Genomic DNA, 23,076 nt, shown 5'->3' with positions numbered 1-23,076 from the left:
ATGTATGAACAAATACATGGCTCTATGAAAGCTTTTGTATACGACAGTTTACCTGTTAATACATTCGCTTATCATGATCAAGTTCCAGAAGAACTAGTCATTCCATCGGTATATTATCCGATTTTATCTATAAATGATGATAAAACTTCAAAAGATCATTACACCTTACTATACACAATGGTAGTAAGGTTTTTTAATGCAACGACAGATAAGGCGATGCAAGAAGCAGAAAAGGTCGCTAATAAAATTAGAAGCAACGGTTACACAGTACATCTTCGAAATGAGGATGGTAGTGAATCGATTGTTACGATTTATTTTCGGAGAGTAACAACTGCTCCAAGTGGAGTTGGTTCTGCGCAATTAACAATGATTTTTGAATACCAACAAGCTTATGTAAATTAAGGAGCGTGAAATATATGGCTGAAACAGCTGGAACAGTTAAGAACAAAATGTACCGTGGTGATGAGTTTATTATCGCTGCTAAAATCAAGGATCAAACTAATCAGACAATATTAGTTAGACCATTTGACCAGACCGAAGACTCTCATAATATTGAAGCTGATGAAATTGAAGCAGAGTCAAAAGATAGATCATATTCCGATTATGGAAAAAGAAAAGAAACACGTTCGTTCTCTTGTACGTTAGCGGAAGGCGACCCGTATTATCCTGCTGTTAAGGCTGCCATTAGAAATGGTGAATATATGGAGATTTATGAAATTAATATGAGAACGAAAGAAGCAGAAGCTGGCAACTACATGATTACTTCTTTTGAACGTTCTTCATCTAACGGTGAATTTGTTTCTTATTCAGTTGAAGTGAAATTATCTGGAGCAGTAAGAACAGAAACACTCACAGAAATCCCTAAAGGTGCAGGTCAATAAGGGCGGTTTTTACCGCTCTTTTTAAATTTGAAAATAACATCCAATTAAAAGGAGATTGATATATATGTTTTTTGAAATCGAAGGAAAAGAGTACGAACTAAAGTTAACTTATAAAGCTATTTCTGAAATTAATAAGAAGTATAAAGGTGGAGCGCAAGAGATTGTATCTGTTGCGATGTTAGGTGACCTAGAAATCTTTGAAGATGCAATTTATTACGGTTTACTTCATACAGAACAAGGGTTTACACGTGAAAAGATTCAGGATGCATTAGAAAAGTTAATGGAGAAGCAAGTGCTTACTCAGGAATACATTAAAAAGGTTATCCAAGAAGTAATTACAGATCATTTTTTCTATCAAGCGACAGCTCAGAAGATGAAAGCGAAAATGTTGCAGAAAGTGGAGAAGGAGAATCCGGACAGCAAGGAAATGATGGAGGATCTTCTAGTGTAAAGGAATACACACAAGAAGATTTTGATAAGGTGCAGCAGGATGGGTTCAGATATTTAGATTTAACAGCTAGAGAATCTATGAACCTATCCCCGCGTGAGTACCAAAATATGATGATTGGTCGTAATGAACAGTATCTTGACCAATTACAAACATATAGCATTTATGCTCTTATGATGCGTGTGGCCTATCACCACGATCCAAAAAAGCCATTAAAACCAACTGATTTATTCAATCGTAACAAATTAAATGGCGAAAACGGTAAGGAGCTATCCATAGAAGAAAAAATGAAAAAAGCAGAAGAAAATATGGAATTCCTGCAAAATCTCGACTTCGGTTAATGAAAGGTAGGTGAGATTTTGGCAACAACAGAAGAATTAGTAGTTCAATTTAGGGCTGAAACTGACCAAATGCGCCGTGAGATACAACAAATGCGAAGGCAAATGGATGATTTTGTAACAACAACAAGTCGAAGCTCTCGTGAATATCGTCGTAGTATTGAAAATATGGGCGATTCTAACAGTGAATACAGCCGTAGATTACGGAAAATGAAAGCTGAACAAAAAGCTGCTATGACTCCTCATATAGAAGAACTAAAACGTACAAAATTGGCTTATTTAGACCTTGGAATGAGTCTTGGTAATTATCAGGGTTCAACAAGGGATTTAATTCGTGAGGTTACAGCCTTAGGCGCAGCAGAGAAGAAAGCTAATGATGCAATGATAAATCTTAATCGGATGAAAATGGCATCAGTTCTTCAAACGATTGGTTATATGCAGAATATGACCCTTATGGCAGATAGATTGAAAGGCAATTTAACTGCCATGGGAAATCCGTTTTATAACTTGTCTCGGGGCGCACTAACTGCTGTAGGTGCCTTTAACCGATTTGCCAACTCAGGTAATGCGGCTAGGTTAGCATTAGAATTTGTTGGTCCTAATGCATCGATGAAACAGTTAAATGATCAGATACGAATTATCAATATGGGTCTTATGCGTTTACAAATGACGGCAATGGCAACTGTTGCGACATTTGGAATATTTACAGCAGCGATGTGGAGTGCAGCAAAAGGACCTGATCCCTCTGATATACGAAAACAACAGGATGCCATAACAGCTGAATATATTAAGGCATATCAAAAACGAATTGATGAAGTTTATAATTTTGCCGGACTGTTTGAAAAGGTCACTAGGGAAACGTTTAGTGGTAAGGAATTAGCGAAGAACCTTGCCGGGCAAGTAGCGTTAATGCGCGATTGGGTTAAAGATATGAAATCGTTAAGTGGAAGAATCCCAGTAGAGTTGAAAGAAGAGCTTTATAAAATGGGTCCTGAAGCAGCGGGGCAAATTAGAGCATTAGCTAAAATGTCAAAACCTGAATTAGATCAATACGTCGCCCTTTGGAGAGAAAAAATTAGTTTAACGAATGAAGCGGTATCCGATGAACTAACAAGGACTCGAAAATCTGCTGAACAAAAGATAAAAGAGTTACAAGATTCACTTAAACCTCTTGGGATAGCAATTGAGAAATTTAAGGAAGTCTGGGCTGAAGCTTTAAAACCATTCGTTGAAATTTGGGGAGAGTTTGCTGCTGGATTTGTTAATGCGCTTACCAAAGTGGGCGAGTTTATTCAAAAGATTAATGAAATAAATCCTAACATAACCAAAGTTGCAGGGATGATTTTATACTTAGCTTCCGCATTAGCTGTAATTCTAACTCCATTAGCAGTTGGTATTGGTTTATTTAAGGGGTATCGAGCTGCTGCATTTGCGGTATGGATGGTAATTGGGCCGCTCCTTGAAGGTTTGGCACTAACTACTCCTGTAGCTCTTGGTGTAGCTGCTGCTATAACGGCTCTCGTATTAGGTTTTAAATTAGCTTACGAGCATATAGAACCATTCCGAAATGCAATAAATAATGTTATAACTGTTTTTAAAGCGTTTTGGCAAGTAATACAAGGTAATAGTGGTGGGGCAGCAAGTATGCTCACTTCGCTAGGGATGTCACCAGAGAATGCTAGGGCAATCATATCGTTTGGCGAAACGATTCGAGGAGTAATTGAAACAATTAAACAGATTTTTACTGACTTTGCAACTTTCATGCAAGGTATTTTTGCGTTGTTCGCAGGTGATGAAGAGAACGGAACAGCGCTTTTAAAGTCGTTAGGAATGAACCCTAAAACTATTGAAACAATTGTTAATACTGTCGCAACTATCAAACAGACGATCAGCGATTTTTTACTGGGAGTATGGTCATTCATGACAGAAATCGGCTCTCAAATAGCTCAGTTTTGGTTAGAAAATGGAGATCAGATAAAACAAGCCTTTTCCGATTGTTGGTCCGTAGCGAGTGAAATAATAAAATCGGTAATGCCGATTATAGTCGCAGTTTTCCAATTTGCGTGGCCGATTATTAAGGAGATTGTGATTGGAACGCTAGAAGCGATACGTGATTTTATACAAGGAATTCTAAAAGTTATACTCGGAATTGTGAAAGTTTTTTCATCCCTTTTTACTGGCGATTGGGCTGGAGTTTGGGAAGGGGTCAAGGAAATTTGGTTTGGAGCACTAGAAGCGATTTGGGGTTATTTGCAATTATGGGGTGTTGGGAGAGTCCTAAAGTGGGTTGGTAAATTTGGTGATGATATAGGTCGGTTATTCGGTAAATTTTGGGGAGATATAAAGAAAATTTGGAATGACGCCCTTGCAGATTTATACGTATTCTTCGGATCGAAATTAGAAAATATAACCCGTCTTGCACAAAGTTGGGGTGGCATGTTCAAAAATTTCTTTGTTGGAATTTGGGACGCTATTATAGGCGGAATACAAAATAAAATGAATAACGTAGTTTCGGCAATTGGATGGGTACTAGGGCAAGCAGTAAATACAGTCCAGCGTTTTGTAAGCTACTTTTTCACGATTGGCCAACAAATGATTTCTGGTCTTATTAATGGTATTTACAGTTATGCTAATAAACTTATAGACCAGGTGTTTAATATTGGTCGTTCCATAAAAGATACAATTACCGGATTTTTCCGTATCCACTCTCCTTCACGTGTGATGAGAGATATAGGAGTATACGTAGGTCAAGGTTTGGATCAAGGTATGGATAGTATGATAAATCCTCTTGTGCGTACTGCATTAGATATGGCATCTGCTGTTAAAGATGGATTTTCAAGTTTGTCAGATTCAATTCAGATGGGGGACATTCTTCCGGGTAATGTAGTAGCTCCTGTAATCCCTTCTATTTCAGGGAGTTATAGGGCTCCGTCATATGTATCAGGTGTTAATTCATCATCAGATTTTGGACAACAAGCAATGATTAACTCACAATCAATTAGCACAGCGAATCAAAATGATAACAGATTAGTAGCTGCTGTAGTAAAAACATTAGGTGACAAATTAGATAATCTACAAGTTGTTATGGAAGGTGAAACAGTAGGACGTATTGTACGACCTCATGTAAATGAAGGGAATGCAGTCGAAAACACAGTAAGGAGGTATTTCTAATGGACGTGCAATTCACAAGAATGAATGGACAAACTATGAAGCTATCTGACATAAACGTTCAGGCGCAGGACTTCCGTGTGGGATCGATCGAAATGCGTCCTACTTATATAGATGTAGAGGGAGCGAACGGAAGAATTAGCACAGGATCTACTTACGGGGTACGGACTATAACCGTACCTTTTTATTTTAAGGCGCAGAACTTATTGGATGTTGCAATAACACGAGATAAACTATTTGAAATGGTACTGAGTACGGAATCTTTTTATATTAGGGAACTAAGACGATTAGAGTATCAAAATGGAGATAATCAATTCGTTAGCGGAAAGCATTATAAAGTAAAACTTTCGTCTACATTTGATATAGATCAGCAACTCAAATATGGATTTGGTGAATTAGAATTTGAAACAGCAGACTTGCCATTCGCTGAATCGATTGGTAAATCATCAGATATTCAACGTGATGGGGTTAGTCCAGGGAGCGGGTTATGGGGAGTAGGTATGGGAATTATCAATGATCCTGCTTCAAGGATATATAAACACAAGGCAGTAGCAGGTCAACGATTTCAAATTTTTAATCCTGGTAACGTTCCAGTCCATCCTTTTGAACAAGAGTTAAAAATAACAATTAGTGACGTAGCAGGTAGTACAGCTGGATTTATGCTTAAGAATCATACAAATCTTAGCACAGCGACAATAACATCAGCTTTATATATTACAGACACCATTATTTACTCAGGTCCGAATATAGGTAGGAATGGGTTATCCTTTTTAAGGAATACAAAGAAGGATTTCATTGAACTTGTACCAGGGTGGAATACCTTAGAAGTGTTTAATTGCACCTCAGCAACAATAGAATTCGATTTTAGGTTTTACTACAAGTGAGGTGAATTGATATGTATGTACGTGATTTAGAAAATATAGAGTATGTCACACAAACAACCTATCTAATTGAAGAAGAGTTAAATGGGAATTGTGTATTTTCTGCAAAGATATCTCCTAATAAAGTGAATTTAAAATTTCTTAATAGACTCTCAGAAATGTGGACTTTAGTCGATGATAGTGAAACAGAATATAAAGTTGTTTATCTGAAAAAACAGGGTGAAGGGAAAACATTAACTGCCGAGATTAAAGCGGTACCGAAATTTTATGATGACTTCGACAATGGTCGCGTGTATGAAGAATATAATCAATCCTTTACTGCAAATGCTTGCTTTTCAACTATTTTCGATGGAAGTGGCTATATTTATCAATTGAACGGAAGTTACAACTCGTTACAATGGGAAGGATTTGGCGGTGGGGCTACCAGACTTGAAATGTTTAAAGATGCATTGAATCGTTATGGGGCAGAATTTAAGGTGCTCGGCAAGGTTGTAACCATTGAACCTCAAATAGGATCTGACTTAAACGTCATGTACCGCCATAGATTGAATGCTTCTAATATAGTTCAAGAAGTTGATGCATCAGGATTTTGGACATACGCTAAAGGTTATGGCGATTTCACAGAAGAAGATGGATGGCAAGGTGCTAAATTGATTCATGAGTATACATCACCGCTTGCCAGTATTCCTGGAATTGGTGTACGTCACGCTCCACCTTTAAAAGACGGTCGTATAAAATTATCTGCAACAATGGATAGCGGTTTAAAAAAGATTGTGAATGAAAGTTTAAAAATTAGCGTAACCGCTGATATACACGATTTAACGAAACAGAAATACCCGATTGCTCAGAGTGGACTTGGTGATCGGGTATTTCTTATTGATGAAAGAATTGGATTGGATGCAGAAGTACGTGTTGTGAATCGAAGCGTATTACGTGATTGGCGCGGGAATATTCTTGATGTTCAATTAACCTTTGGAAATCAAGACATTACCAAAAGGTATCAGTCTAATTTAGATCATGCTGCTAAAACAATTAATGATTTGATAGAAGGACGAGAAAAACTCCCAATCAATGCGATGGCAGAAGAGGTTGCAAATGTCACAAGTATGATTTTAGGTGTAACTAGTGAATTAGATATCACACCACAAGGATTAATTGCGAAGGATAAGAACAATCCAAATTACGTTGTGGTTTTGAATAGTGCCGGATTAGGTGTAAGTACTGATGGAGGAATGACTTTTAGGAACGCGATTACAGGCAGAGGTATCGTTGCAGAACGGATTTTAGCAGGAGAAATTAAAGGTTCTACACTGCGCACTGATAATGGATCTAACTATGTTCACATAGAAAAACAATTCATACGTTTAATGGAATCGAATTTAACACGAATGTATTTAGGCTACTACTGGAATAAAGACGGCAGAATGCAACCGACAATTCTGCTACATGAGAACGTTGATTCTAGCGTATTTAACGACGGAACAATGGTGATTTCACAACAAAATCTTGGTGATTATTATACTGCAAGTATGGGAGTTGTTAAAGGCAGAACAATCACGGGTGATCCAGCGTTTCCAAGTTCGCTTTACCTTAATTCAAATGGAAATACTCATCTATTTGGAGACAATAAGACAACAATTACGGGTGAAACGGGTATAGATTTTCGTTCATTTAAACAGGTTAGTACCTTCGCGAACAGTATCCGTTTAGATGCTTCCGGTAATATGGATATTCTGTCTGGAGATCGTTTATTTATAAGGGGAACGAATGCAATAGAATTCAATACAAAGGGTTACGTATCATTTAATTCCCAAGTGAGTGCAAGTGGAGTTAACGTAGGTGGATTCTTACCTGATAGTTCCGGAACAATAAAATACATGAATGGTTATAAAGGTTGGAACTATTATGGAAACATTGGTGACGGCCGTTGGGTAATATTTAACTGGAGTACTCAATAACAAAAGGAGTGAAACAAAAGTGGAAGGTTCAAGATACTTAGGAAGATTAATAGAAATTCAAGAAGATGGTTCAGTACAAATACCATTAGATATGTATGAAGGTGTTGGTGTGAAGCCAGGAGATAAAATTGAAGTGTTCGCTGATTTCAACTTTGTATATTTGCGAAAAACAGATACATTTTGTGAGTTGTGCAAAAAGAATGCTCATTTGCGTAAGTTAGGCACAATAAATGTGTGTTCTGATTGTTTAACTAATTTACAGCAACAAGCAACGCAAGTATCACAACAATAAAAGAGGTGAAATCAATTGGCAGAAATACTTAAAATAAGAGAAATAACAATTGATACCATGCAGCACAAGGATTTCAATGTAAAAGAAGAGGAACTAAAGCTCATCCGGTTTTACCAGAATGATTTAAACTCTGCCAAACTATTAATCAATGTTACTCACGACAAAGTAGTAACAGATTTTTCATCAGCGATAAGTGTACAAATTGCATTTTTAAAGCCTGATTGTAAACGAGTATTCCAAGATGTACAGAATGTAAATCAAATGCAGGGTAAGTACTATGTTGTTTTAAGTACACAAACTCTGATTGCCTATGGTAATGTTATTGCGCAATTGAGGTTTACTTTTCCAAATAACAAGATAATTGAAACTTGTAAATTCGCATTCACAGTAGATGAATCAATAATGTCCGATGAGGCGATGAAATCTACAAATGAATTTCCAGTAATCCAAAAAGCTATTGAAGCAGGTAAGAAGTTTGAAGGTATAGATATAGACGGGATTATTGCTGCGGGTGAAAAAGCTGATGGAGCAGTCAAGCGTACAGGCGATAGAATGACAGGGCTTTTAGAATTTGATGTAAGTACAGGTGAGAAAGCTATCCGTGGATCAAGTGATGGTATAGCTCGTGCAGGTTTTTCTTTCAATACAAACCAGCTTATTGCGTATGACTGGGCGAATGCTCAACCTATATTCTATTTCGATTCCAATGATAACTACTTCTATATGCAAGCCGAGACGAACCTGTTAAAGCGATCGGGCGGCACTATGGAAGGGCATCTAAACTTTACATCAAATAAGAACCTAGTTTTCAAAACTGATGCTGGTGTGGAACTGGCGACGATGGCGGTGGACGGAAACGGAAACTACTTCGCATGGAATAGTCCTGGTGGTAGATACTTATGGAAACTTGATCCTACAGGAAAGTTTGAAGTCAATGCTGATAACCTACTACCAAAGTCAGGCGGCGAAGTAACGGGTACTGTAGCGTATACAGACATCTTCCCGCAGGTATTCAAGAAAAAGGGTAGGAAATCATGGGCGGTGCACAGATCTGATAACAATTCATTGATATTCGTACCTGAGTTAGTAGCTGGAACAAGTACGTGGGACTGGGCTAAACAAGTTGAACTTACTGAACATGGGACAGTTAGACAGTCTAACGATACAAACTGGACTGATATTACATTCCAACCGAACGTTACTAATATTGATGGACGTGTATCACAAGCACGACGAACAGGTGGAACAGTATCATTAGCCCTAACATACAGAGCCACATCATTGACTAACAATGCCATTGCCGTACTACCTAACCAATTCAAGCCTGGAAGACCTGTAGACACGCATGTTCCTGATGGTGCAGGTAGGGCTGCTAGGATTATTGTAGATGTGGATGGCACTGTTTATTGCTCTACATTAAATGAAGATATGCGAGCGTTACTCACATATACGGTATAAGGAGTTGATGACGTGTTAAACTTTGGTTACTGCTACAACGAAGAAGGAAAGTACACAGAAATGGTGCAAGAAGAAAAGAAAGCTATCTATAAGGAAGTCACGAAGTACAGAGAAGAAACAAAAAGGATCGTTACAGAAGAGAAGCTTTGTAAGGTACATGCCGTGAATGTTATCGGTAAAGAAAAGTGCCCTGACTGCGTTATGTATAATGCTGAGTTTAAAACCGTGCAGATTCCATATACAGAAAATGTATTCGTAGGGATAGAAACTGTAATCCCTTCTAACTGCACATATATTTCACCGCCTGACCAGGTGTACGAGCCTGTATTCAAGAATGGCGAGTGGGTAAAAACCGTGGATCCAGCACCTGTAGAACCTAAACCGCAAGAACCATCAGAGTTAGAAAGAATTAAACAACAATTAGCTGATATTCAGAAAGAACTCGAAGATATCAAAAATCAGAAGCCACCAACTATCGATGAAACAGAAGTACCAATAGCGTTTGCAGCACCTATACAAGATACACCAGATTATGAACACGAAATTAATAAAATAAAGCAAGTCATTCCGGATTTGGGAGAGCAAATTGTTGATTTGCATAGTAGAATAGCTGATTTGGAAAACAAAGAGCAGGTGTAATTGACTGGTCTTTTTTATTTTGAACAAAGGAGTGAAAAGATGGATCGTATTGATGTATTAATGAAAACATTTATAGCTACCTTCGGAGCTTTTTGCGGGTACTTTTTGGGAGGATGGGATACAACATTGAAAGTTTTAGTTATCATGGCAGCTATCGACTATATCACAGGAGTATTCGCAGCAGGATATAACGGAGAGTTGAAAAGTAAAGTTGGTTTCAAAGGCATCGCCAAAAAGGTGGTGCTTTTTCTTTTGGTTGGGGTGGCAGCACAGTTAGATTCGGCATTTGGAAGCAATAGCGCCATTCGTGAAGCGACAATCTTTTTCTTTATTGGGAATGAGTTGTTATCTCTTTTAGAAAATGCAGGACGCATGGGGATTCCTTTACCTTCAGCATTAACGAATGCAGTTGAAATTTTAGGTGGTAAACAAAAACAAGTAGAGAAAAAAGGAGATGTTGAATAATGAGAGTTTCTAGCCATAGAGGACATAACGATATTGTACCTGGAGCTAACTATGGAGGTAGAAAAGAACACCTTTTAGGAAATCAAACTAACGGAGAATTTATTAGGAAGTTACGTGCATTAGGTCATTCTGTGGAGGACGATACTGACGATGTAGGTCGTACAAAAAGTGCTGTTGTAGGTAACCAAGTTAGGAATATCAACGACAGACCGAACGATGTAGGCTTTGCTTGGCATAATAATGCTTCTGATGGTAATGGTCACGGAGTAGAAGTTCTCTGCTATTCTGAGCAGGAAGCGCCTATGGCAGCTCGTATTTCAGCAGAGATTGCTAAACGTACTGGTTGGAAAGACCGTGGAGCTAAAATTCGTCCAGACATTGGAGTAATTCGCTCAAGTAACTGCCCATTCTTCCTTGTAGAGGCAGGGTTCATTGATAATGATGGAGATATGTCCAAGTGGAATGTGGACGCAATCACTTCAGCGGTAATCTTTGCTTACTTCGGGCAAGAATGTGGAGGAACAAGCTCAAGTGTTGCACCTGCTCAACCAATTAAACAAAATATCATCCAAACAGGAGCTTTCTCACCGTACGAAGTACAAGAAGCTATGCAAGCATTATCATCTGTTAAAATGACAGCTACTTTCGCCTTAAAATCGGATGGCTTAACGTACTTTGTTTCTGATCCAACTTCAGACGCACAACTTGATGGTATGAAAGGGTACCTTGACCGTAAAGGTTGGTGGTATGAAGTTAAATAACAATAGAACCGTCCTTTAACGGACGGTTCTATCTATTATAAAGTGTTATTTTGTATATCGTGATATTTCTATAGCTGCTTTAAGACGAATTTCCTCATTTGAGGAATCTAATCCATCTATAAGAATCTGCATTGCTTTTTGGATTGTTTCTTCATCCTTGTTCATTTGATAAATAAGGATTCTTTTCAAAGATTAACAAAGCATCCAGTGCTTTTCATAGATAAACAAGTGCTTTAAATTTATATATTTTCTAAGTTTATTAATTTTGCAAGTTTTTTAAGGTGTTTTTATATTAACAGTATGGTATCTAGAGTGGTCCTTGTAAGTAAAATGTCATCTCACCTATACTCACCCGTATTACATACATTAGGATTTAAATCTCAATCTCTCTAATTTTAAAAAATTTTCAAATCTATTTATCATATCTTCTTTCGTAGTTGGGATTTCTTGAGGCATATAATTAACAAAACTTACCATATCTTCTGGGTAGTTATGATTTCCATAAAACTCTGCAATTTCATTTAATAATTCAGTATCTTCCTTATATCTTTCTTTTATTTCAGATAAACAAACAAATCTTAGTTTTCTATTCTCCTCTACTAACATTGTGCTTTCTTCATCTAATTGAGGAAAATAATTAGTTTTTATTTCTAACATAATCTTATCTAAATCTTCACTAGATACTCCCCATGCAAGTTCACTAACAAAACTACTTTCATCACCAATATCCATCAATTCTACCGCATAATCAGAAATAACATCTTTATTAAAATAATTTTCTTGGACACCTACAAAAATAGTTTTCCAGTCATACTTAATATGTTTATTTTTTAAATCTTTTAAGTTCATATTATTTACCTCTTACTTTTTTGGAATTTGATTTGGCTTACCCGTCATAACACCATTTTCAATGAATCTCCTGTGGCTCACGTCACCATGTGGCTCAACAATCCACTCAAAAACACCTTTCTTACCATTATTACTTCCTGTTATTTGATATAATTCCCTTTTAATACCGTCCCCACCTACCAGTGGAAACTCCTCCGCAAATCTTGAATAATTATCAATAACATCAGAAAAACCATGTTCTTTTGATACATGAGGGAACTCTTTTTCTATAAAAGGTTTTCCTTTTTCGTCTCTTCCCCAAATTGGTTTTACTTTATCAACCTTTTTCCCACTCCCGACTCGTTTTCCATCTATAACTGGGCCTTTAAGTTCTTTAATTACTTTAGTAGAATTCGCTCCGATATTTTCCCCAGCAGTGACTTTTTTAGCTGTATTTGCAGCCTCAGTAGCCTTAGCAGTCATTTTAACTCCTTTTCCTACTTTAGCTATCTTTCCAAAGGGGGTAAGGCCGGCTACAGCCATGACACCTGCCCCAGCACGTTCCCACCCCGAAAGTTTTTCGCCAGTAGATGGATCAATACCATCCCAAACACGACGAACATCATATTCACCACTTATTTCACCCGCTATATCCCTAGCAAGTTTTTTACCATCAAATCCCTTTTCATCAGAAGAAGGTTTACCACACATTGCACCTTCTTCCAGTGTAACATCTTGATTATCTGCATTGCGGAATTTTTCAGCAATCCGTTTTAAATCTTCTTCCACTTGTATAATTGAATTGATAGCTGTAAAAGCTTTTGGTCTCGCATCATTGAACATTTGAACGAATTGTTGATTAGAGGCACCAACCCATTGAAAACATAAACGATCTATTTCATTACATAGATTATTATGTATAGATTCTAATGCGATTCTGGTATTATTTGCACGATTAGCGACGTCTTCTAGCATTTCAGGTGTTACTTTGATTTGAACCATTTTTTCCTCCCTTTCCCCAATTAAAATTATGAGATAAAAAGAAAAAAATGTAAATACGGAAACTTTAGATTAGTATAATAATATTTATGTGAAATAAAATCTGCTTAATTGTAAATAAAGCTTATGTGTATGTAAAGTAACAATAAGAGCCACGATTGTGAGCGGTTTTTTATTTTGCATCAATAATATCAATAAACTTCAAAGTCATATTATTATAAAATGCATCCGTACAAATTATAGATTTATTCAGCGGATCGATGTCAACGACAGTCATATAGTTAGTAAGTAAAAAACCACCTTCGTAATATGTAATTAATATCTCCTCTTCAGAAAGCAATGAACATAATAGCATGTTCTCAATAAGTTCTTGTTCATCCTGGGTTAATGTAGGCCGTTCTACCTTAGTATTTTCTTTAACAATTTCACGGATACCAGCGAATTGCTCCGGCATCGCTGCGAACGGAGTCCATTTAACCATTCCTCGTCCTTTTGGCATATTAGCGTTGTTCATGCTTTATGTCCCCCTAACAATGTGTTTCTGTATCTTGCTGTTGCACTATTTGTATACGAAACTCCTCTTAATATGCTGTTCTTACCAAATTTAGTGCGTATTTCGTCCATTACTTTCGTTAGTTTCATTTCTTTTTCTCGTTGTATTACATTATCGAATAGTGAGATTTGTTCTTCGCCTTCATTGATTAAGTTAGTTAAAGAAACATTGATAGTTCTAATGGGTTCCCCAGTATAAAACTCGTGTAAAAAATATGTGCAAATCTTATAAATGTCCATTGTTAAATTGGTTGGTCGGTTCATAGTGTGAGTTTTTCTGAAACCGCCAGCATAATTTTTACTGTAACCAATAGAAAAATGAATAGTTTGAGCTAGTTTGTTTTGCCTTCGCATTCGATAACAAACTTCCTCGATATGTTCCAGTAGAATAATTGGGAATTCCTCTATTGTGTAATCACGCATAAGTATTTGGCTTTTACCAATAGAAGTTGTTACTGGAACGTATTTTTCTGATATACGGCTAAAATCAATGCCGTTGCTATGTAAGTGTAGTTCTTCGCCAATGACCCCAAAGTTTTGCTTTAGGTATTTGAGTGGATACTGTGCCAAGTCGCCGATTGAATGAATTCCTTTTCGGTTTAACTTCGCTTCTGTCTTACCCGAAATCCCCCAAAACTTAGTAAGTGGTCGTATTGGCCATAATTTTATGGGTACATCTTCGTACTTCCAGTATGCTATGCAATCTTTCGTTTTCTTCGCTTCTACATCTAAGGCAACCTTGCTCATTAAAGGGTTTGGACCAATTCCTATCGTGCATTCGATTCGTGTCTTCGCATATATTTCACGCTTGAATTTCAATGCAAACTCATATGGATCGTTTGCAAACAAATGAATACTATCTGTAATGTCCATAAAGAACTCATCGATGGAATATTGGTGAAAATCCTCAATTGGCACGTATTGTAGAGCCAACTTAGTAATGAAATTAGAACATTTTATGTAAGTACTCATAATTGGATTTACCACAAGGATATCTTTACGCCGCGGTATTTCATACAATCTCGCCATTTTCTTAACGCCTAATGCTTTTAATGGTGGAGTTGCAGCCAAAACAATTGAACCACTCCTATTCACATCACCAACTACAGCTAACTTAGTATGAAGTGGGTCTAATCCCATCTTGATGCACGATACACTGGCATAGAACGAACGAAGATCTACACATAAAACAATTCGATTTGGCAATATTGAATAGTCATACACCGTTATTCCCCCTAAATAACAGAACGTTAGTTCTTATTATATACGAATATATGTTCTTTTATGAAGAAGTTTTTTCAAAAAAAATAAAACAAACTATAAGGAATTGGTTTTGAGCTAACTATCTTTTGGATCAAAGTAGTATCCTAACTAATTGCATCCGTTGTAGCGTTATGCGGTGGGCTATTCATTATGGTAGGCAGCCAGGAACGGGGATTCTTGCTAATAAGTCGTGCGGGGATTGGCTATATTGTAGTTCAAATGATCCCGTTGTTTATGAGATTACTTGTTGAAATTGCCAAAGCAATATAATTTTGAAGTTTTGAAGTTAATATTATACAACATAATACCGCAATTTAATGATATCTTTATGGAAGAAAGTTAGATGAAAACTGGAAGGACGAATATTTATGAAATCAAATTGGTCAACTACGATGGAATTAGTAACTATATGCATGGGGGTATCGATAGTAGCGTTAGGAGTTTCTTATCTTATGGGTGGTGCAATACTTCCGCCTGCTTTAGTTACTGGTATTTCTATAGCTGGATTTTGTTTAACATTGAGCGACTACTTTATAAAGGTAGATGTTAAAAATAATTGGTTTGTAAACACAGAATCTAGAAAAAGCAAACTCGTAATCTTTATGCATTTCACAGCCGTTTATGGAGTTATGGTATTTCCGAACATGAGGTTCATCGAGGATATTGGAAAAGGAAATTTAGAATTTATAAGTACAGTTGCAAGTGTTATAGCGTTAGGATTCGTAATAGTAGTAATTGGACATAATAACCGAAAAGAAGTTATTAATGATATAACTGTACAATTCCAGTGGCTAAAAGATAATCAAAAAAGCTTAGATGAACTAAAGAAACAAGTTCCTGAGTTAAAAAAAGAACTAAATGAAACAAAAGAGCAGTTATTACAACGTGATAAAGAAATTGAGCAACTTCAATTGCGTTTAGAACAGTTAAATAAAAATTAAATTGTCCCTGTTGAAACAGGGCTTTTTTTCATTGCAGGAATTTCTTTAACGCCATGGAATACTCTCACTAGGAGGTGTTGTGACGTTATGACGGACGAAATTGTTTATTCTGCTAGTGAAGTATACAAACGACTAGGAATAAGTGATAGCACCCTTAGAAAGTACATGGAAGTATTATCACGCGAAGGATTTGCTGTAAAGAAAGATAATCGTGGCAGACGCCAATACACAGACAGTGACATTATGGTGATTGAGAAATTAATTGAGTTGAGCAAGCATGACGGTATGACGCTAGAAAAGGCAGCGAAGATGATAGCGCAGCAAATAGAAAAAATTAATCCGGATCTAATTAAAGAGGAACCAAAGGAAACAGACCTAATCCCATTCCACATTCAAGAGCAACTCCAGCAGCAGTACGGTGTTATGGCGCAAGAAATGAAACAGGGTATGTTAGCAATGGAGAAGCGATTGAGTGACCAGGCTAAGCAGGGGAATGAGGAAATTAAAGCAAGCGTTGAAGCGCATAATGAACGCGTGGAAAAACGATTGGAAGCGCGGGATGAGACGCTGATGAAGACGCTGCGTGAGATGCAGGAAACGAAGAGAATGATGCAGGAGTTTCGGGATGAGGTTGCTGCTGCAAAAGAGAAGAAAAGGCCGTGGTGGCGGTTCTGGTAAGGGGTTATAATAAACTACGTGAAAGTAGAAAAGTATACATTTCTACTTTTCTACTTAAGAGTGATTATACAAAAAGCCCTACATATGTAGGGCTTAATCATTCAAACGATAATTGGCAATTCCTCTGTTATTTCCGAAACAGACTCTCCTGTATCAAAATCTTTTATATCGAGCTTCCCGTTTGGACCTTTGCCGAAAACTTTCATTTCAACATTATTTATATTTTTAAGAGCGTTATATATTCGAGTAGAATAATTGGGAGCAATTGTAATCATACGAACATCTTCATTGAAACAGGATGGGTAATAAGCAGATTGCCACACTAAACTTTTATCATCATCAACCGTCTTCAATTCAATAATACATTTAGTGCCATTTTCATCCTTCGCTATAATATCAATAATCCCATTTTCAACTCTATATTGTCTTTCTATAAAAGACATGCCTTCTTCAATGATGAATATATGGTCGCATAATATATCTTCTAATAAACTTTCAGGGCCATTCATTAATTCCTCTGTTATTAGTTCCTCCCATATGTCGTCCATCAACTTTATTTTTTCTTGTATTACATCATTATTTTTGAATTCTTCACGAGTCATGCAAAAATCTGAACATATTCCAAAGAAAACAAGGGGTTTATCATTATTAGTTATACTTTTTACCATAGACCAATCCATATCATCTATTGAATATAAAATTTCATCTTGTAGTAATTTTTTAGTACGATTCGGGGTTTGTTTCCAGAAATTATGACACCAATATTTCGTATTATCTTTCTTAGAGAATTTTCCAATATCTTTTTTTCTAAAACACTCTTTACAAAAGAATTCACCTACATATAAAGTTAGCACTTTTGAGGAGATATCTTTAACTTTATCTTCATTGTGGGTAACTAAAATTAATTCACCTTTATTAAAATCCCACTCAGATAAATCGTTACGAAAAGCATATATATAGTACCTTTCCCCTTCTGTTTGCTTAAATTCAACTTTTATGCAACCATACTCTTCTGTAAATAAATCGAAATCAATTAGATTATCGCCATTTTTCGTAATTACTCCCATGAAATTCATCTCCATTAACATTAGGATTGAAAATACTAAGAATCGTTCTATTACCTAGTAAAATTGTATTTGTTGTTTATTTCTTTTCCAACATCTCATAAAGGTGCTTGTACATCCCCTTATAACCTTCAGATTGTCGTGTTGTTAGTTTAGTATTTACGTAGCTTTCAAGAAGCATATCGATAATACTGTTAATTGATGCTTTATCCATACTTTCTTGTTCTTTTATAAATGGTTTAAGTGTATTTAGCTTTAATAGAACAGCTGGTGAAATTTTAGCCGTTTTAGTTGGAACTAAACGTTGATCAGGCTTCTCAGGAGCTGTTACTTTTCCTTTATTGATAATAGGCTTAATAACTTGTTTCTTAACGGGCTCACTATTACGGCCAAAATCGTTAGTTCCTTTTATCTGTACACCTTTGTCATTTAAAGTGTTTCCAGGTTTTGTGACAATAGGTTGAAATGGTGCTTTAGACATTATGAACCTCCTCCTTAAGCATTAATAGTTGCAAAATAATTTTCATGTTCATTTAGTTCGCTGAGAACATCAATGAATAGCTGATGAGCTTTTTCATCCCACATATCAATATTACCGCTAACGTTAACGTTTTTATGAATTCCTTCAATATCGTACACTTTTAGGCGTTCCTGATATCTCACGATCGTCTCTAGAACGTTTCCACCATACATTTCCTGAGCTTGTTGTAATACTTTATTATCAACTCGTTTTCCTTGATGTAGCATCATTGGAATAATACCTAAAACTTGTAGGTTTGCATCATATGTTTCTGCTAAGAACTGCATATAAGCGATATATGTTTGAGCTCCTTCTAAAGATAGCTCTTGTGTTTGTAGAACAATGATACAATAATCAGCTGCTATCATAGCATTATCTGAGTAGTCACTGATTGTTGGTGGTACATCAATGTAAATACGATCATATTTATCTTTTAATGGCTCGAGTAGTTTCTTTAGATATGTAATTTGTGCAAGTTCATCCTCTGGGAACATATCGAAGAGGATTTTCGAAAGCTTTCTAAATGAAGTATTAGATGGAATGATATCCAAATTCTCGATAACTGGGATAATCTCATTCTCTAAATTTTGATTTAGAAATCCATCAGTAATAGACTTGTCTATTTGTTCAATGTCACCTGTTTTAGCAAGTACTCTTGTAGCATTACCCTGAGGGTCCATATCCACTAAAAGACATTTCTCGTTAAATACAGTAGCTGCTTCATAAGCTAACATTGTGGCTGTTTTTGTTTTTCCAACTCCGCCTTTAAAGTTACCGATTACGTATGTAGTTGCTTGTCTAGTCATTTTCGACATTCCTCCATAAAACTCCGAATGAGTATACCTTTGAGTAAAATGTAACATTTACATACAATATTCGCAACAGTATACCGAAGAAAAGTTTATATTTTTTCAACGGATTTATCGAAAAGGTAGAAAAGTATACTAAAGCGTAAAATATTTTAGTATACTTTTCTACTTTTCTACTAATGCGTATTTTATAGAGTGGGTGATTTTAAAGGTAGAAAAGTATACATTTCTACTTATACGTAGTTTAGAGAGCGATTCTCTATATACCGTTAATAAAGGGTTAGTGGTAATTTTTAAGAAGGAATCAATTATAAATATAATGTTCTAAGTATACATTTCTACTTATACGTAAGTTAGAAAGAGTATACTAAACTTAAAAGTATGGTAGAAAAGTATACTTTTACACTTTTTCGTAAGTATACATTTACACTTATACGTAGTTTTAAGTTGTTATTTCGCTGTTTACAAACAAAAAAGCTTGTTGTAACGTAGTACACAACAAGCAACATTCTACAAAACAAAACACAATTTGATATTTTACATAAACGAAGATCATGAAGATCGAACGAGATAAATTAAGGACAATTGAATAAGAACACAAAACAAAAAGCCACTCCCATATGCTATCGGCTACCAACCTTTAGCGGGAATGACTCTTCTAGCAAGTGTACCACCACTTAGCTAGAAATTAACTGTATTAACCTGCAGTGTTTACGTTTAAGTAGTGTACCACCACTAACCTTAAACAACTATGCCTTTTCACGAGGCTTCTTTGATATACCCATTTTATCATTGTTTGGATAAATATCAACTAGTAAATACTAGTTTTGATTATTTTATAGTCCAAAAGATATATATCGGGCATCTCTAATCCTAGAAGTCTTGTGATTGTACAGGCCATTTAGGAATTTGGGATGCCTTTTTGTTTTTTGTTCGCGTGGAATTGCCTGATACCACGTAAATAAAAACTGATAAGCCGTAATTCCGTGCTTCTATATAGAGGGAACGTGTTACGGCGTGGCTAGCTGTTGGTCGTGCAGGGGGTACAAAGTATACGCCTACAAAAACAGCACCCCTCATTGGAATCCTGTTCTTCTGGTAAGGGAGGGCGAGAACTTGCCCAGGGACGATTCTCTAAAAGGTTCGGGTGGTTATCGTTAGCATTACGGTGCTAGGGAGTACATTCAGTTTGTCGTGTAGGGACGATATTACAAGGACAAGCCATAGTAAAAGGATGTATGCGGTGAAGATCGCTGAGTGAACAGGGTCTATACATACGGATACCTTATAAGTGACCGCATGGCGAAAACAAGACACTTATCCATCTATTTTGATCGATTACTTTTTTTGTAGTCTTTCAAAGTAGGGGATAAATCTGTCTTCCAGCCGTATTCCATAATAGTTCCCACATGATAAAAACCCTCAAGACATTCAGTCAAGCTTAAATACGAAGAAAAGCAGAAATACATGAGATTGTATAAGTCCTAGGGGAACAACTTGCTAAGATAGAGGAATAAATAAGGGATTTACTACTAACTTTGTTAGAGGATAAGGGGGACGGGTGGTAGAATAGGCCTTATTGCAGAATTAGGTTTTACACATTGGATATAGTACGTGAAATTTTATAGCAAGGGTCCTACCAACCAAATGACATAAAATCTAGGTTAATACATTTATTGGAAATGAAAAACTTTGATTTTTGTTACGCGACACCCTGTTTTATATCAAGGTTTCTTTTCCTTATCATGTTTTTTTATGTTAGTACGTTGGCGGGGACTCCCAGTGATCTTAAGGTATATTGGTATTAATCAAGATATACTTGATTAAGCGATAGATGATTTCTATTAATAAATATAAGGGGATATATGTGTGAAAATATACTGTTCTGATGTATTAGGAACAGTATATTTTATATTATGATAGAAAATATAATATAAAAATAATACAATTAAAGGATTGAAGTAGAAGACAAAAATTCTTCTACATTTATTACAAACATATACTTTATATATAAAGTATATTCAAAAGAAAGGAAGGACTGGAAGTGAAAAGAAGAACCTATAATAGAAACAATGTGACGACCGAGAAACAATATTTAAAGATGTTGAAGAACATCACAAAAGAGCCACTTAGAAAATCGGAAGAAGATGGAGAGAAAGATGATTACGCATTTGTATTAAAAAACGGATTTTGTAATTCAGTAGAGTACAGTCCAAAGAATTACCTTTTATTCGATGGACTCAAATCTAGCGGGTTTTGCCCATGCAGATCAAACTTAAAATTCAAACATTGTTGTGAACAAAGAGTAGAACTTTTAGTAGAATCTCTATTACAAGCCAAATATATGGGATCATTAGAAACAACGAAAGACACTACTAAGTTGCCAATAGGCTTTCGACTTTCACCTGTTTTCCAGATTAATACAACATTAGTAGAAAAAGATACACATCTACTAAAAGAAATAATTCGTACACACCCCACAATTGTAGATCATTTATACTTAATTAGTGCTAGAAATTTAGCAATGGCAAGTGCAAAGAGTCCTTATGCACGATACCACTACGACCTTATGGTGAGTTTCGAGGAAGACACACCCTTTGATTTTAAAAAGAACATTGATGGTGACACACCGTTAAACGAAAGTGAAATAGAACGATATGTATATGGGAAAACCGCTGTCCCTTCAAGCCGACACCATATGCGTGAAGATAGTGTCCGAATCTTGTCAACAGATACATTTGTACTTGAATAGCTAATAGAAATACATGGGATTCTGAGAGCCGATTAGTAATGGTTATATACGGGACCCCTAGTAATTATGGGGAGTGATTTTATGAATGATTTAACAAAACATGCGTTTTTATTGGAAATACATTTACAGTGTAAGTTTGTATTATACGCTAAGGATCAAATGAATATCGCCTTAAATGAATTAGATATTGTAGGAGAAGCAGATGCACCTGCATTTTGGTTTTATGCACAAGCATCTTTGAATTCTTGTGCTAATATCTCTAAAATTTTATGGGGGTCTTATAAGTTTTTAAAAACTAAAGATGAAAAAGAACGAAAAAAACAAGATGATAAGGATAGGAAATTTTTAAGAACAATATTGAAAGTACGAAGTGATTCGCCGATAAAATCAAAAACAGTAAGAAATTGTTTTGAACATTTTGATGAACAATTATTTGATTGGGCTAGGAGTTCAAAGTCTGATCAGTATAATAATGCTTGTATTGGTCGAAAAGAAAATTTTAATATAGATCCAGAGGCACATTTGAAATTTTATGATGTAAGTAAAAGACAAATTAGTTTTAAAGATTATAAATTCAATTTAGAAGTAATATTAGCGGAAATAATTTATATTAATGAACAAGCATGTGAAATTTTAAAGGCTGATGGAATATTTTATTAATTTTAAAAAAGGTTCAACTTTCATAATTTGTGGTTGAACCTTTTTTATTGATTATCTTATTGAGAGATATAGTTCAAATCTATATTTTATTCACTTTATCTTGTTAAAGATTCTTCCAGCATTCCTTCTAGTTCCTTTTTGATTTCCTCAGGTTTCATTTGGTCCACTGGTTTATAATTACCATTAGAGTCGTAGTTAGCGGAATCTTTCTTGGGGTCATATGTAGATGGTGCCCCTTGACCTGCAGATGAAGAAGGAACTGAGTTGGAATTCGTAGTAGTATTAACAGGCTCTTCTTTTTTCTTTATTTGATTCATATCAGAATAATAATTTGACTTTGTATATTTTTCATTATCATTAATGATTAATTCTTTGTCATAGACACCCATTGTGTATTTGTCATCGCCGTAAGTAATATGCAAATTATCATATAAACAACGGTTGTCATTACCACAGTCAATTACCGTTCCCTGTATCTTAGTAATAGCATCTTGCATCACTTCATATTTTTCCATTGTTTCTAAATCAGAGAATCGTTCATCTACATTTATATTAATGTTTACTGAAGTTCTATTTTCCGTTTTACCACCTTCTTTGTAACTAGCCTTTTCAATGTATGGTGACAACTTGCTATCTTGTAATTTCTCTGTAGCATCTTCTTCTACAACTTTCATGTCTGCTGAACATCCCGTAAATACGAGACAAGTAGTAGCTATCAATA

24 protein-coding genes and 1 pseudogene are annotated in these 23,076 nt (G+C 35.8%); 17 read left to right on the top strand and 8 right to left on the bottom strand.

The annotated features are described in order from the left end of the window. The 12 genes from FS742_RS26315 (at position 1) to FS742_RS26260 (ending at position 11,289) form a co-directional block, all read left to right on the top strand. Complete coding sequence (locus tag FS742_RS26315) at positions 1–402, top strand: phage tail terminator family protein (RefSeq protein WP_144616290.1); 402 nt, start codon at positions 1–3, stop codon at positions 400–402. Between the two features lie 14 nt (positions 403–416). Next, positions 417–881, top strand: a complete 465-nt coding sequence (locus tag FS742_RS26310) for a phage major tail protein, TP901-1 family (protein ID WP_144616288.1) — start codon at positions 417–419, stop codon at positions 879–881. A 64-nt stretch (positions 882–945) separates the two neighbouring features. After that, positions 946–1,332, top strand: coding sequence for a tail assembly chaperone (locus FS742_RS26305; protein ID WP_042631181.1), 387 nt, complete (start codon positions 946–948; stop codon positions 1,330–1,332). A 77-nt stretch (positions 1,333–1,409) separates the two neighbouring features. Further along, complete coding sequence (locus FS742_RS26300; protein ID WP_144616329.1) at positions 1,410–1,670, top strand: hypothetical protein; 261 nt, start codon at positions 1,410–1,412, stop codon at positions 1,668–1,670. Between the two features lie 18 nt (positions 1,671–1,688). Further along, positions 1,689–4,838 carry a phage tail protein gene (locus FS742_RS28135; RefSeq protein ID WP_260869692.1) on the top strand — a complete coding sequence of 1,050 codons (3,150 nt, stop codon included), beginning with the start codon at positions 1,689–1,691 and terminating at the stop codon, positions 4,836–4,838. Continuing rightward, positions 4,838–5,719 carry a phage tail domain-containing protein gene (locus FS742_RS26290; protein WP_144616286.1) on the top strand — a complete coding sequence of 294 codons (882 nt, stop codon included), beginning with the start codon at positions 4,838–4,840 and terminating at the stop codon, positions 5,717–5,719. Before FS742_RS28135 ends, FS742_RS26290 begins: the two co-directional genes overlap by 1 nt. A gap of 11 nt (positions 5,720–5,730) precedes the next feature. Continuing rightward, positions 5,731–7,674 (top strand): phage tail protein, encoded by a 1,944-nt coding sequence (locus FS742_RS26285; protein WP_144616284.1) that lies wholly within the window; start codon positions 5,731–5,733, stop codon positions 7,672–7,674. Between the two features lie 19 nt (positions 7,675–7,693). Continuing rightward, positions 7,694–7,966: a transcriptional regulator gene (locus tag FS742_RS26280; protein ID WP_144616282.1), complete on the top strand. Its 273-nt coding sequence runs from the start codon at positions 7,694–7,696 to the stop codon at positions 7,964–7,966. Positions 7,967–8,023: 57 nt separating this feature from the next. Then, entirely contained in the window at positions 8,024–9,424 is a 1,401-nt protein-coding gene (locus FS742_RS28130; protein WP_260869695.1) for a phage baseplate upper protein, read from the top strand. 60 nt (positions 9,425–9,484) lie between these two features. After that, a complete protein-coding gene (locus tag FS742_RS26270) occupies positions 9,485–10,063 on the top strand; it encodes a hypothetical protein (RefSeq protein ID WP_144616327.1) in 579 nt (192 codons plus the stop codon). A 39-nt stretch (positions 10,064–10,102) separates the two neighbouring features. Beyond that, positions 10,103–10,528: a phage holin family protein gene (locus tag FS742_RS26265; RefSeq protein ID WP_000373906.1), complete on the top strand. Its 426-nt coding sequence runs from the start codon at positions 10,103–10,105 to the stop codon at positions 10,526–10,528. Further along, positions 10,528–11,289 carry an N-acetylmuramoyl-L-alanine amidase gene (locus FS742_RS26260; protein ID WP_144616281.1) on the top strand — a complete coding sequence of 254 codons (762 nt, stop codon included), beginning with the start codon at positions 10,528–10,530 and terminating at the stop codon, positions 11,287–11,289. The genes FS742_RS26265 and FS742_RS26260 overlap by 1 nt, the downstream gene beginning before the upstream one ends. 366 nt (positions 11,290–11,655) lie before the next feature. Here FS742_RS26260 and FS742_RS26255 read toward each other — a convergent pair whose 3' ends face one another. The 4 genes from FS742_RS26255 to FS742_RS26240 all read right to left on the bottom strand — a co-directional run bounded on the left by FS742_RS26255 (position 11,656) and on the right by FS742_RS26240 (position 14,892). After that, a complete protein-coding gene (locus tag FS742_RS26255) occupies positions 11,656–12,138 on the bottom strand; it encodes a DUF2247 family protein (RefSeq protein WP_144616279.1) in 483 nt (160 codons plus the stop codon). Positions 12,139–12,150: 12 nt separating this feature from the next. Then, complete coding sequence (locus tag FS742_RS26250) at positions 12,151–13,119, bottom strand: WXG100 family type VII secretion target (protein WP_144616326.1); 969 nt, start codon at positions 13,117–13,119, stop codon at positions 12,151–12,153. 169 nt (positions 13,120–13,288) lie between these two features. Continuing rightward, complete coding sequence (locus FS742_RS26245) at positions 13,289–13,630, bottom strand: YolD-like family protein (protein ID WP_144616277.1); 342 nt, start codon at positions 13,628–13,630, stop codon at positions 13,289–13,291. Further along, a complete protein-coding gene (locus FS742_RS26240; protein ID WP_144616276.1) occupies positions 13,627–14,892 on the bottom strand; it encodes a Y-family DNA polymerase in 1,266 nt (421 codons plus the stop codon). The genes FS742_RS26245 and FS742_RS26240 overlap by 4 nt, the downstream gene beginning before the upstream one ends. A gap of 108 nt (positions 14,893–15,000) precedes the next feature. On the opposite strand from FS742_RS26240, the pseudogene FS742_RS28315 reads away from it, so the two are divergent. From FS742_RS28315 to FS742_RS26230, 3 genes and pseudogenes are all read left to right on the top strand, one after another. Then, positions 15,001–15,201: pseudogene (locus tag FS742_RS28315) on the top strand (hypothetical protein); the annotation flags it as partial. Positions 15,202–15,299: 98 nt separating this feature from the next. Beyond that, a complete protein-coding gene (locus tag FS742_RS26235; protein WP_144616274.1) occupies positions 15,300–15,872 on the top strand; it encodes a hypothetical protein in 573 nt (190 codons plus the stop codon). An 87-nt stretch (positions 15,873–15,959) separates the two neighbouring features. Then, on the top strand, positions 15,960–16,550 hold the full coding sequence (locus tag FS742_RS26230) for a DUF3967 domain-containing protein (protein ID WP_144616272.1): 591 nt from the start codon (positions 15,960–15,962) through the stop codon (positions 16,548–16,550). 101 nt (positions 16,551–16,651) lie between these two features. Here the strand turns inward: FS742_RS26230 and FS742_RS26225 are convergent, their stop codons facing one another. The 3 genes from FS742_RS26225 to FS742_RS26215 all read right to left on the bottom strand — a co-directional run bounded on the left by FS742_RS26225 (position 16,652) and on the right by FS742_RS26215 (position 18,940). Then, positions 16,652–17,617, bottom strand: coding sequence for an endonuclease NucS domain-containing protein (locus FS742_RS26225; RefSeq protein WP_144616270.1), 966 nt, complete (start codon positions 17,615–17,617; stop codon positions 16,652–16,654). A gap of 76 nt (positions 17,618–17,693) precedes the next feature. After that, positions 17,694–18,095, bottom strand: coding sequence for a hypothetical protein (locus FS742_RS26220; RefSeq protein ID WP_144616269.1), 402 nt, complete (start codon positions 18,093–18,095; stop codon positions 17,694–17,696). A 14-nt stretch (positions 18,096–18,109) separates the two neighbouring features. Beyond that, complete coding sequence (locus FS742_RS26215) at positions 18,110–18,940, bottom strand: ParA family protein (protein ID WP_144616267.1); 831 nt, start codon at positions 18,938–18,940, stop codon at positions 18,110–18,112. Between the two features lie 2,047 nt (positions 18,941–20,987). On the opposite strand from FS742_RS26215, the gene FS742_RS26210 reads away from it, so the two are divergent. After that, positions 20,988–21,695: an SEC-C domain-containing protein gene (locus FS742_RS26210; RefSeq protein WP_144616265.1), complete on the top strand. Its 708-nt coding sequence runs from the start codon at positions 20,988–20,990 to the stop codon at positions 21,693–21,695. Positions 21,696–21,776: 81 nt separating this feature from the next. Further along, complete coding sequence (locus FS742_RS26205) at positions 21,777–22,355, top strand: hypothetical protein (protein WP_144616263.1); 579 nt, start codon at positions 21,777–21,779, stop codon at positions 22,353–22,355. A 95-nt stretch (positions 22,356–22,450) separates the two neighbouring features. Here FS742_RS26205 and FS742_RS26200 read toward each other — a convergent pair whose 3' ends face one another. Next, entirely contained in the window at positions 22,451–23,029 is a 579-nt protein-coding gene (locus FS742_RS26200; protein WP_144616324.1) for a hypothetical protein, read from the bottom strand. Positions 23,030–23,076: the final 47 nt, after the last annotated feature.

It is taken from the genome of Bacillus cereus (assembly GCF_007678085.1).
Classification (GTDB): Bacteria; Bacillota; Bacilli; order Bacillales; family Bacillaceae_G; genus Bacillus_A; species Bacillus_A cereus_BE.
This window is presented reverse-complemented; position numbering and strand designations above follow the sequence as displayed.

Bases quoted from the DNA above. Each gene is read 5' to 3' on its own strand.
- FS742_RS26300 (WP_144616329.1), top strand. From the start codon at position 1,410: ATGAACCTATCCCCGCGTGAGTACCAAAATATGATGATTGGTCGTAAT.
- FS742_RS26220 (WP_144616269.1), bottom strand. From the start codon at position 18,095: ATGTCTAAAGCACCATTTCAACCTATTGTCACAAAACCTGGAAACACT.
- FS742_RS26245 (WP_144616277.1), bottom strand. From the start codon at position 13,630: ATGAACAACGCTAATATGCCAAAAGGACGAGGAATGGTTAAATGGACT.
- FS742_RS26235 (WP_144616274.1), top strand. From the start codon at position 15,300: ATGAAATCAAATTGGTCAACTACGATGGAATTAGTAACTATATGCATG.
- FS742_RS26305 (WP_042631181.1), top strand. From the start codon at position 946: ATGTTTTTTGAAATCGAAGGAAAAGAGTACGAACTAAAGTTAACTTAT.
- FS742_RS26265 (WP_000373906.1), top strand. From the start codon at position 10,103: ATGGATCGTATTGATGTATTAATGAAAACATTTATAGCTACCTTCGGA.
- FS742_RS26200 (WP_144616324.1), bottom strand. From the start codon at position 23,029: ATGAAAGTTGTAGAAGAAGATGCTACAGAGAAATTACAAGATAGCAAG.
- FS742_RS26255 (WP_144616279.1), bottom strand. From the start codon at position 12,138: ATGAACTTAAAAGATTTAAAAAATAAACATATTAAGTATGACTGGAAA.
- FS742_RS26230 (WP_144616272.1), top strand. From the start codon at position 15,960: ATGACGGACGAAATTGTTTATTCTGCTAGTGAAGTATACAAACGACTA.
- FS742_RS26205 (WP_144616263.1), top strand. From the start codon at position 21,777: ATGAATGATTTAACAAAACATGCGTTTTTATTGGAAATACATTTACAG.
- FS742_RS28130 (WP_260869695.1), top strand. From the start codon at position 8,024: ATGCAGCACAAGGATTTCAATGTAAAAGAAGAGGAACTAAAGCTCATC.
- FS742_RS26285 (WP_144616284.1), top strand. From the start codon at position 5,731: ATGTATGTACGTGATTTAGAAAATATAGAGTATGTCACACAAACAACC.
- FS742_RS26250 (WP_144616326.1), bottom strand. From the start codon at position 13,119: ATGGTTCAAATCAAAGTAACACCTGAAATGCTAGAAGACGTCGCTAAT.
- FS742_RS26290 (WP_144616286.1), top strand. From the start codon at position 4,838: ATGGACGTGCAATTCACAAGAATGAATGGACAAACTATGAAGCTATCT.
- FS742_RS26260 (WP_144616281.1), top strand. From the start codon at position 10,528: ATGAGAGTTTCTAGCCATAGAGGACATAACGATATTGTACCTGGAGCT.
- FS742_RS26310 (WP_144616288.1), top strand. From the start codon at position 417: ATGGCTGAAACAGCTGGAACAGTTAAGAACAAAATGTACCGTGGTGAT.
- FS742_RS26225 (WP_144616270.1), bottom strand. From the start codon at position 17,617: ATGGGAGTAATTACGAAAAATGGCGATAATCTAATTGATTTCGATTTA.
- FS742_RS26270 (WP_144616327.1), top strand. From the start codon at position 9,485: ATGGTGCAAGAAGAAAAGAAAGCTATCTATAAGGAAGTCACGAAGTAC.
- FS742_RS26315 (WP_144616290.1), top strand. From the start codon at position 1: ATGTATGAACAAATACATGGCTCTATGAAAGCTTTTGTATACGACAGT.
- FS742_RS26215 (WP_144616267.1), bottom strand. From the start codon at position 18,940: ATGACTAGACAAGCAACTACATACGTAATCGGTAACTTTAAAGGCGGA.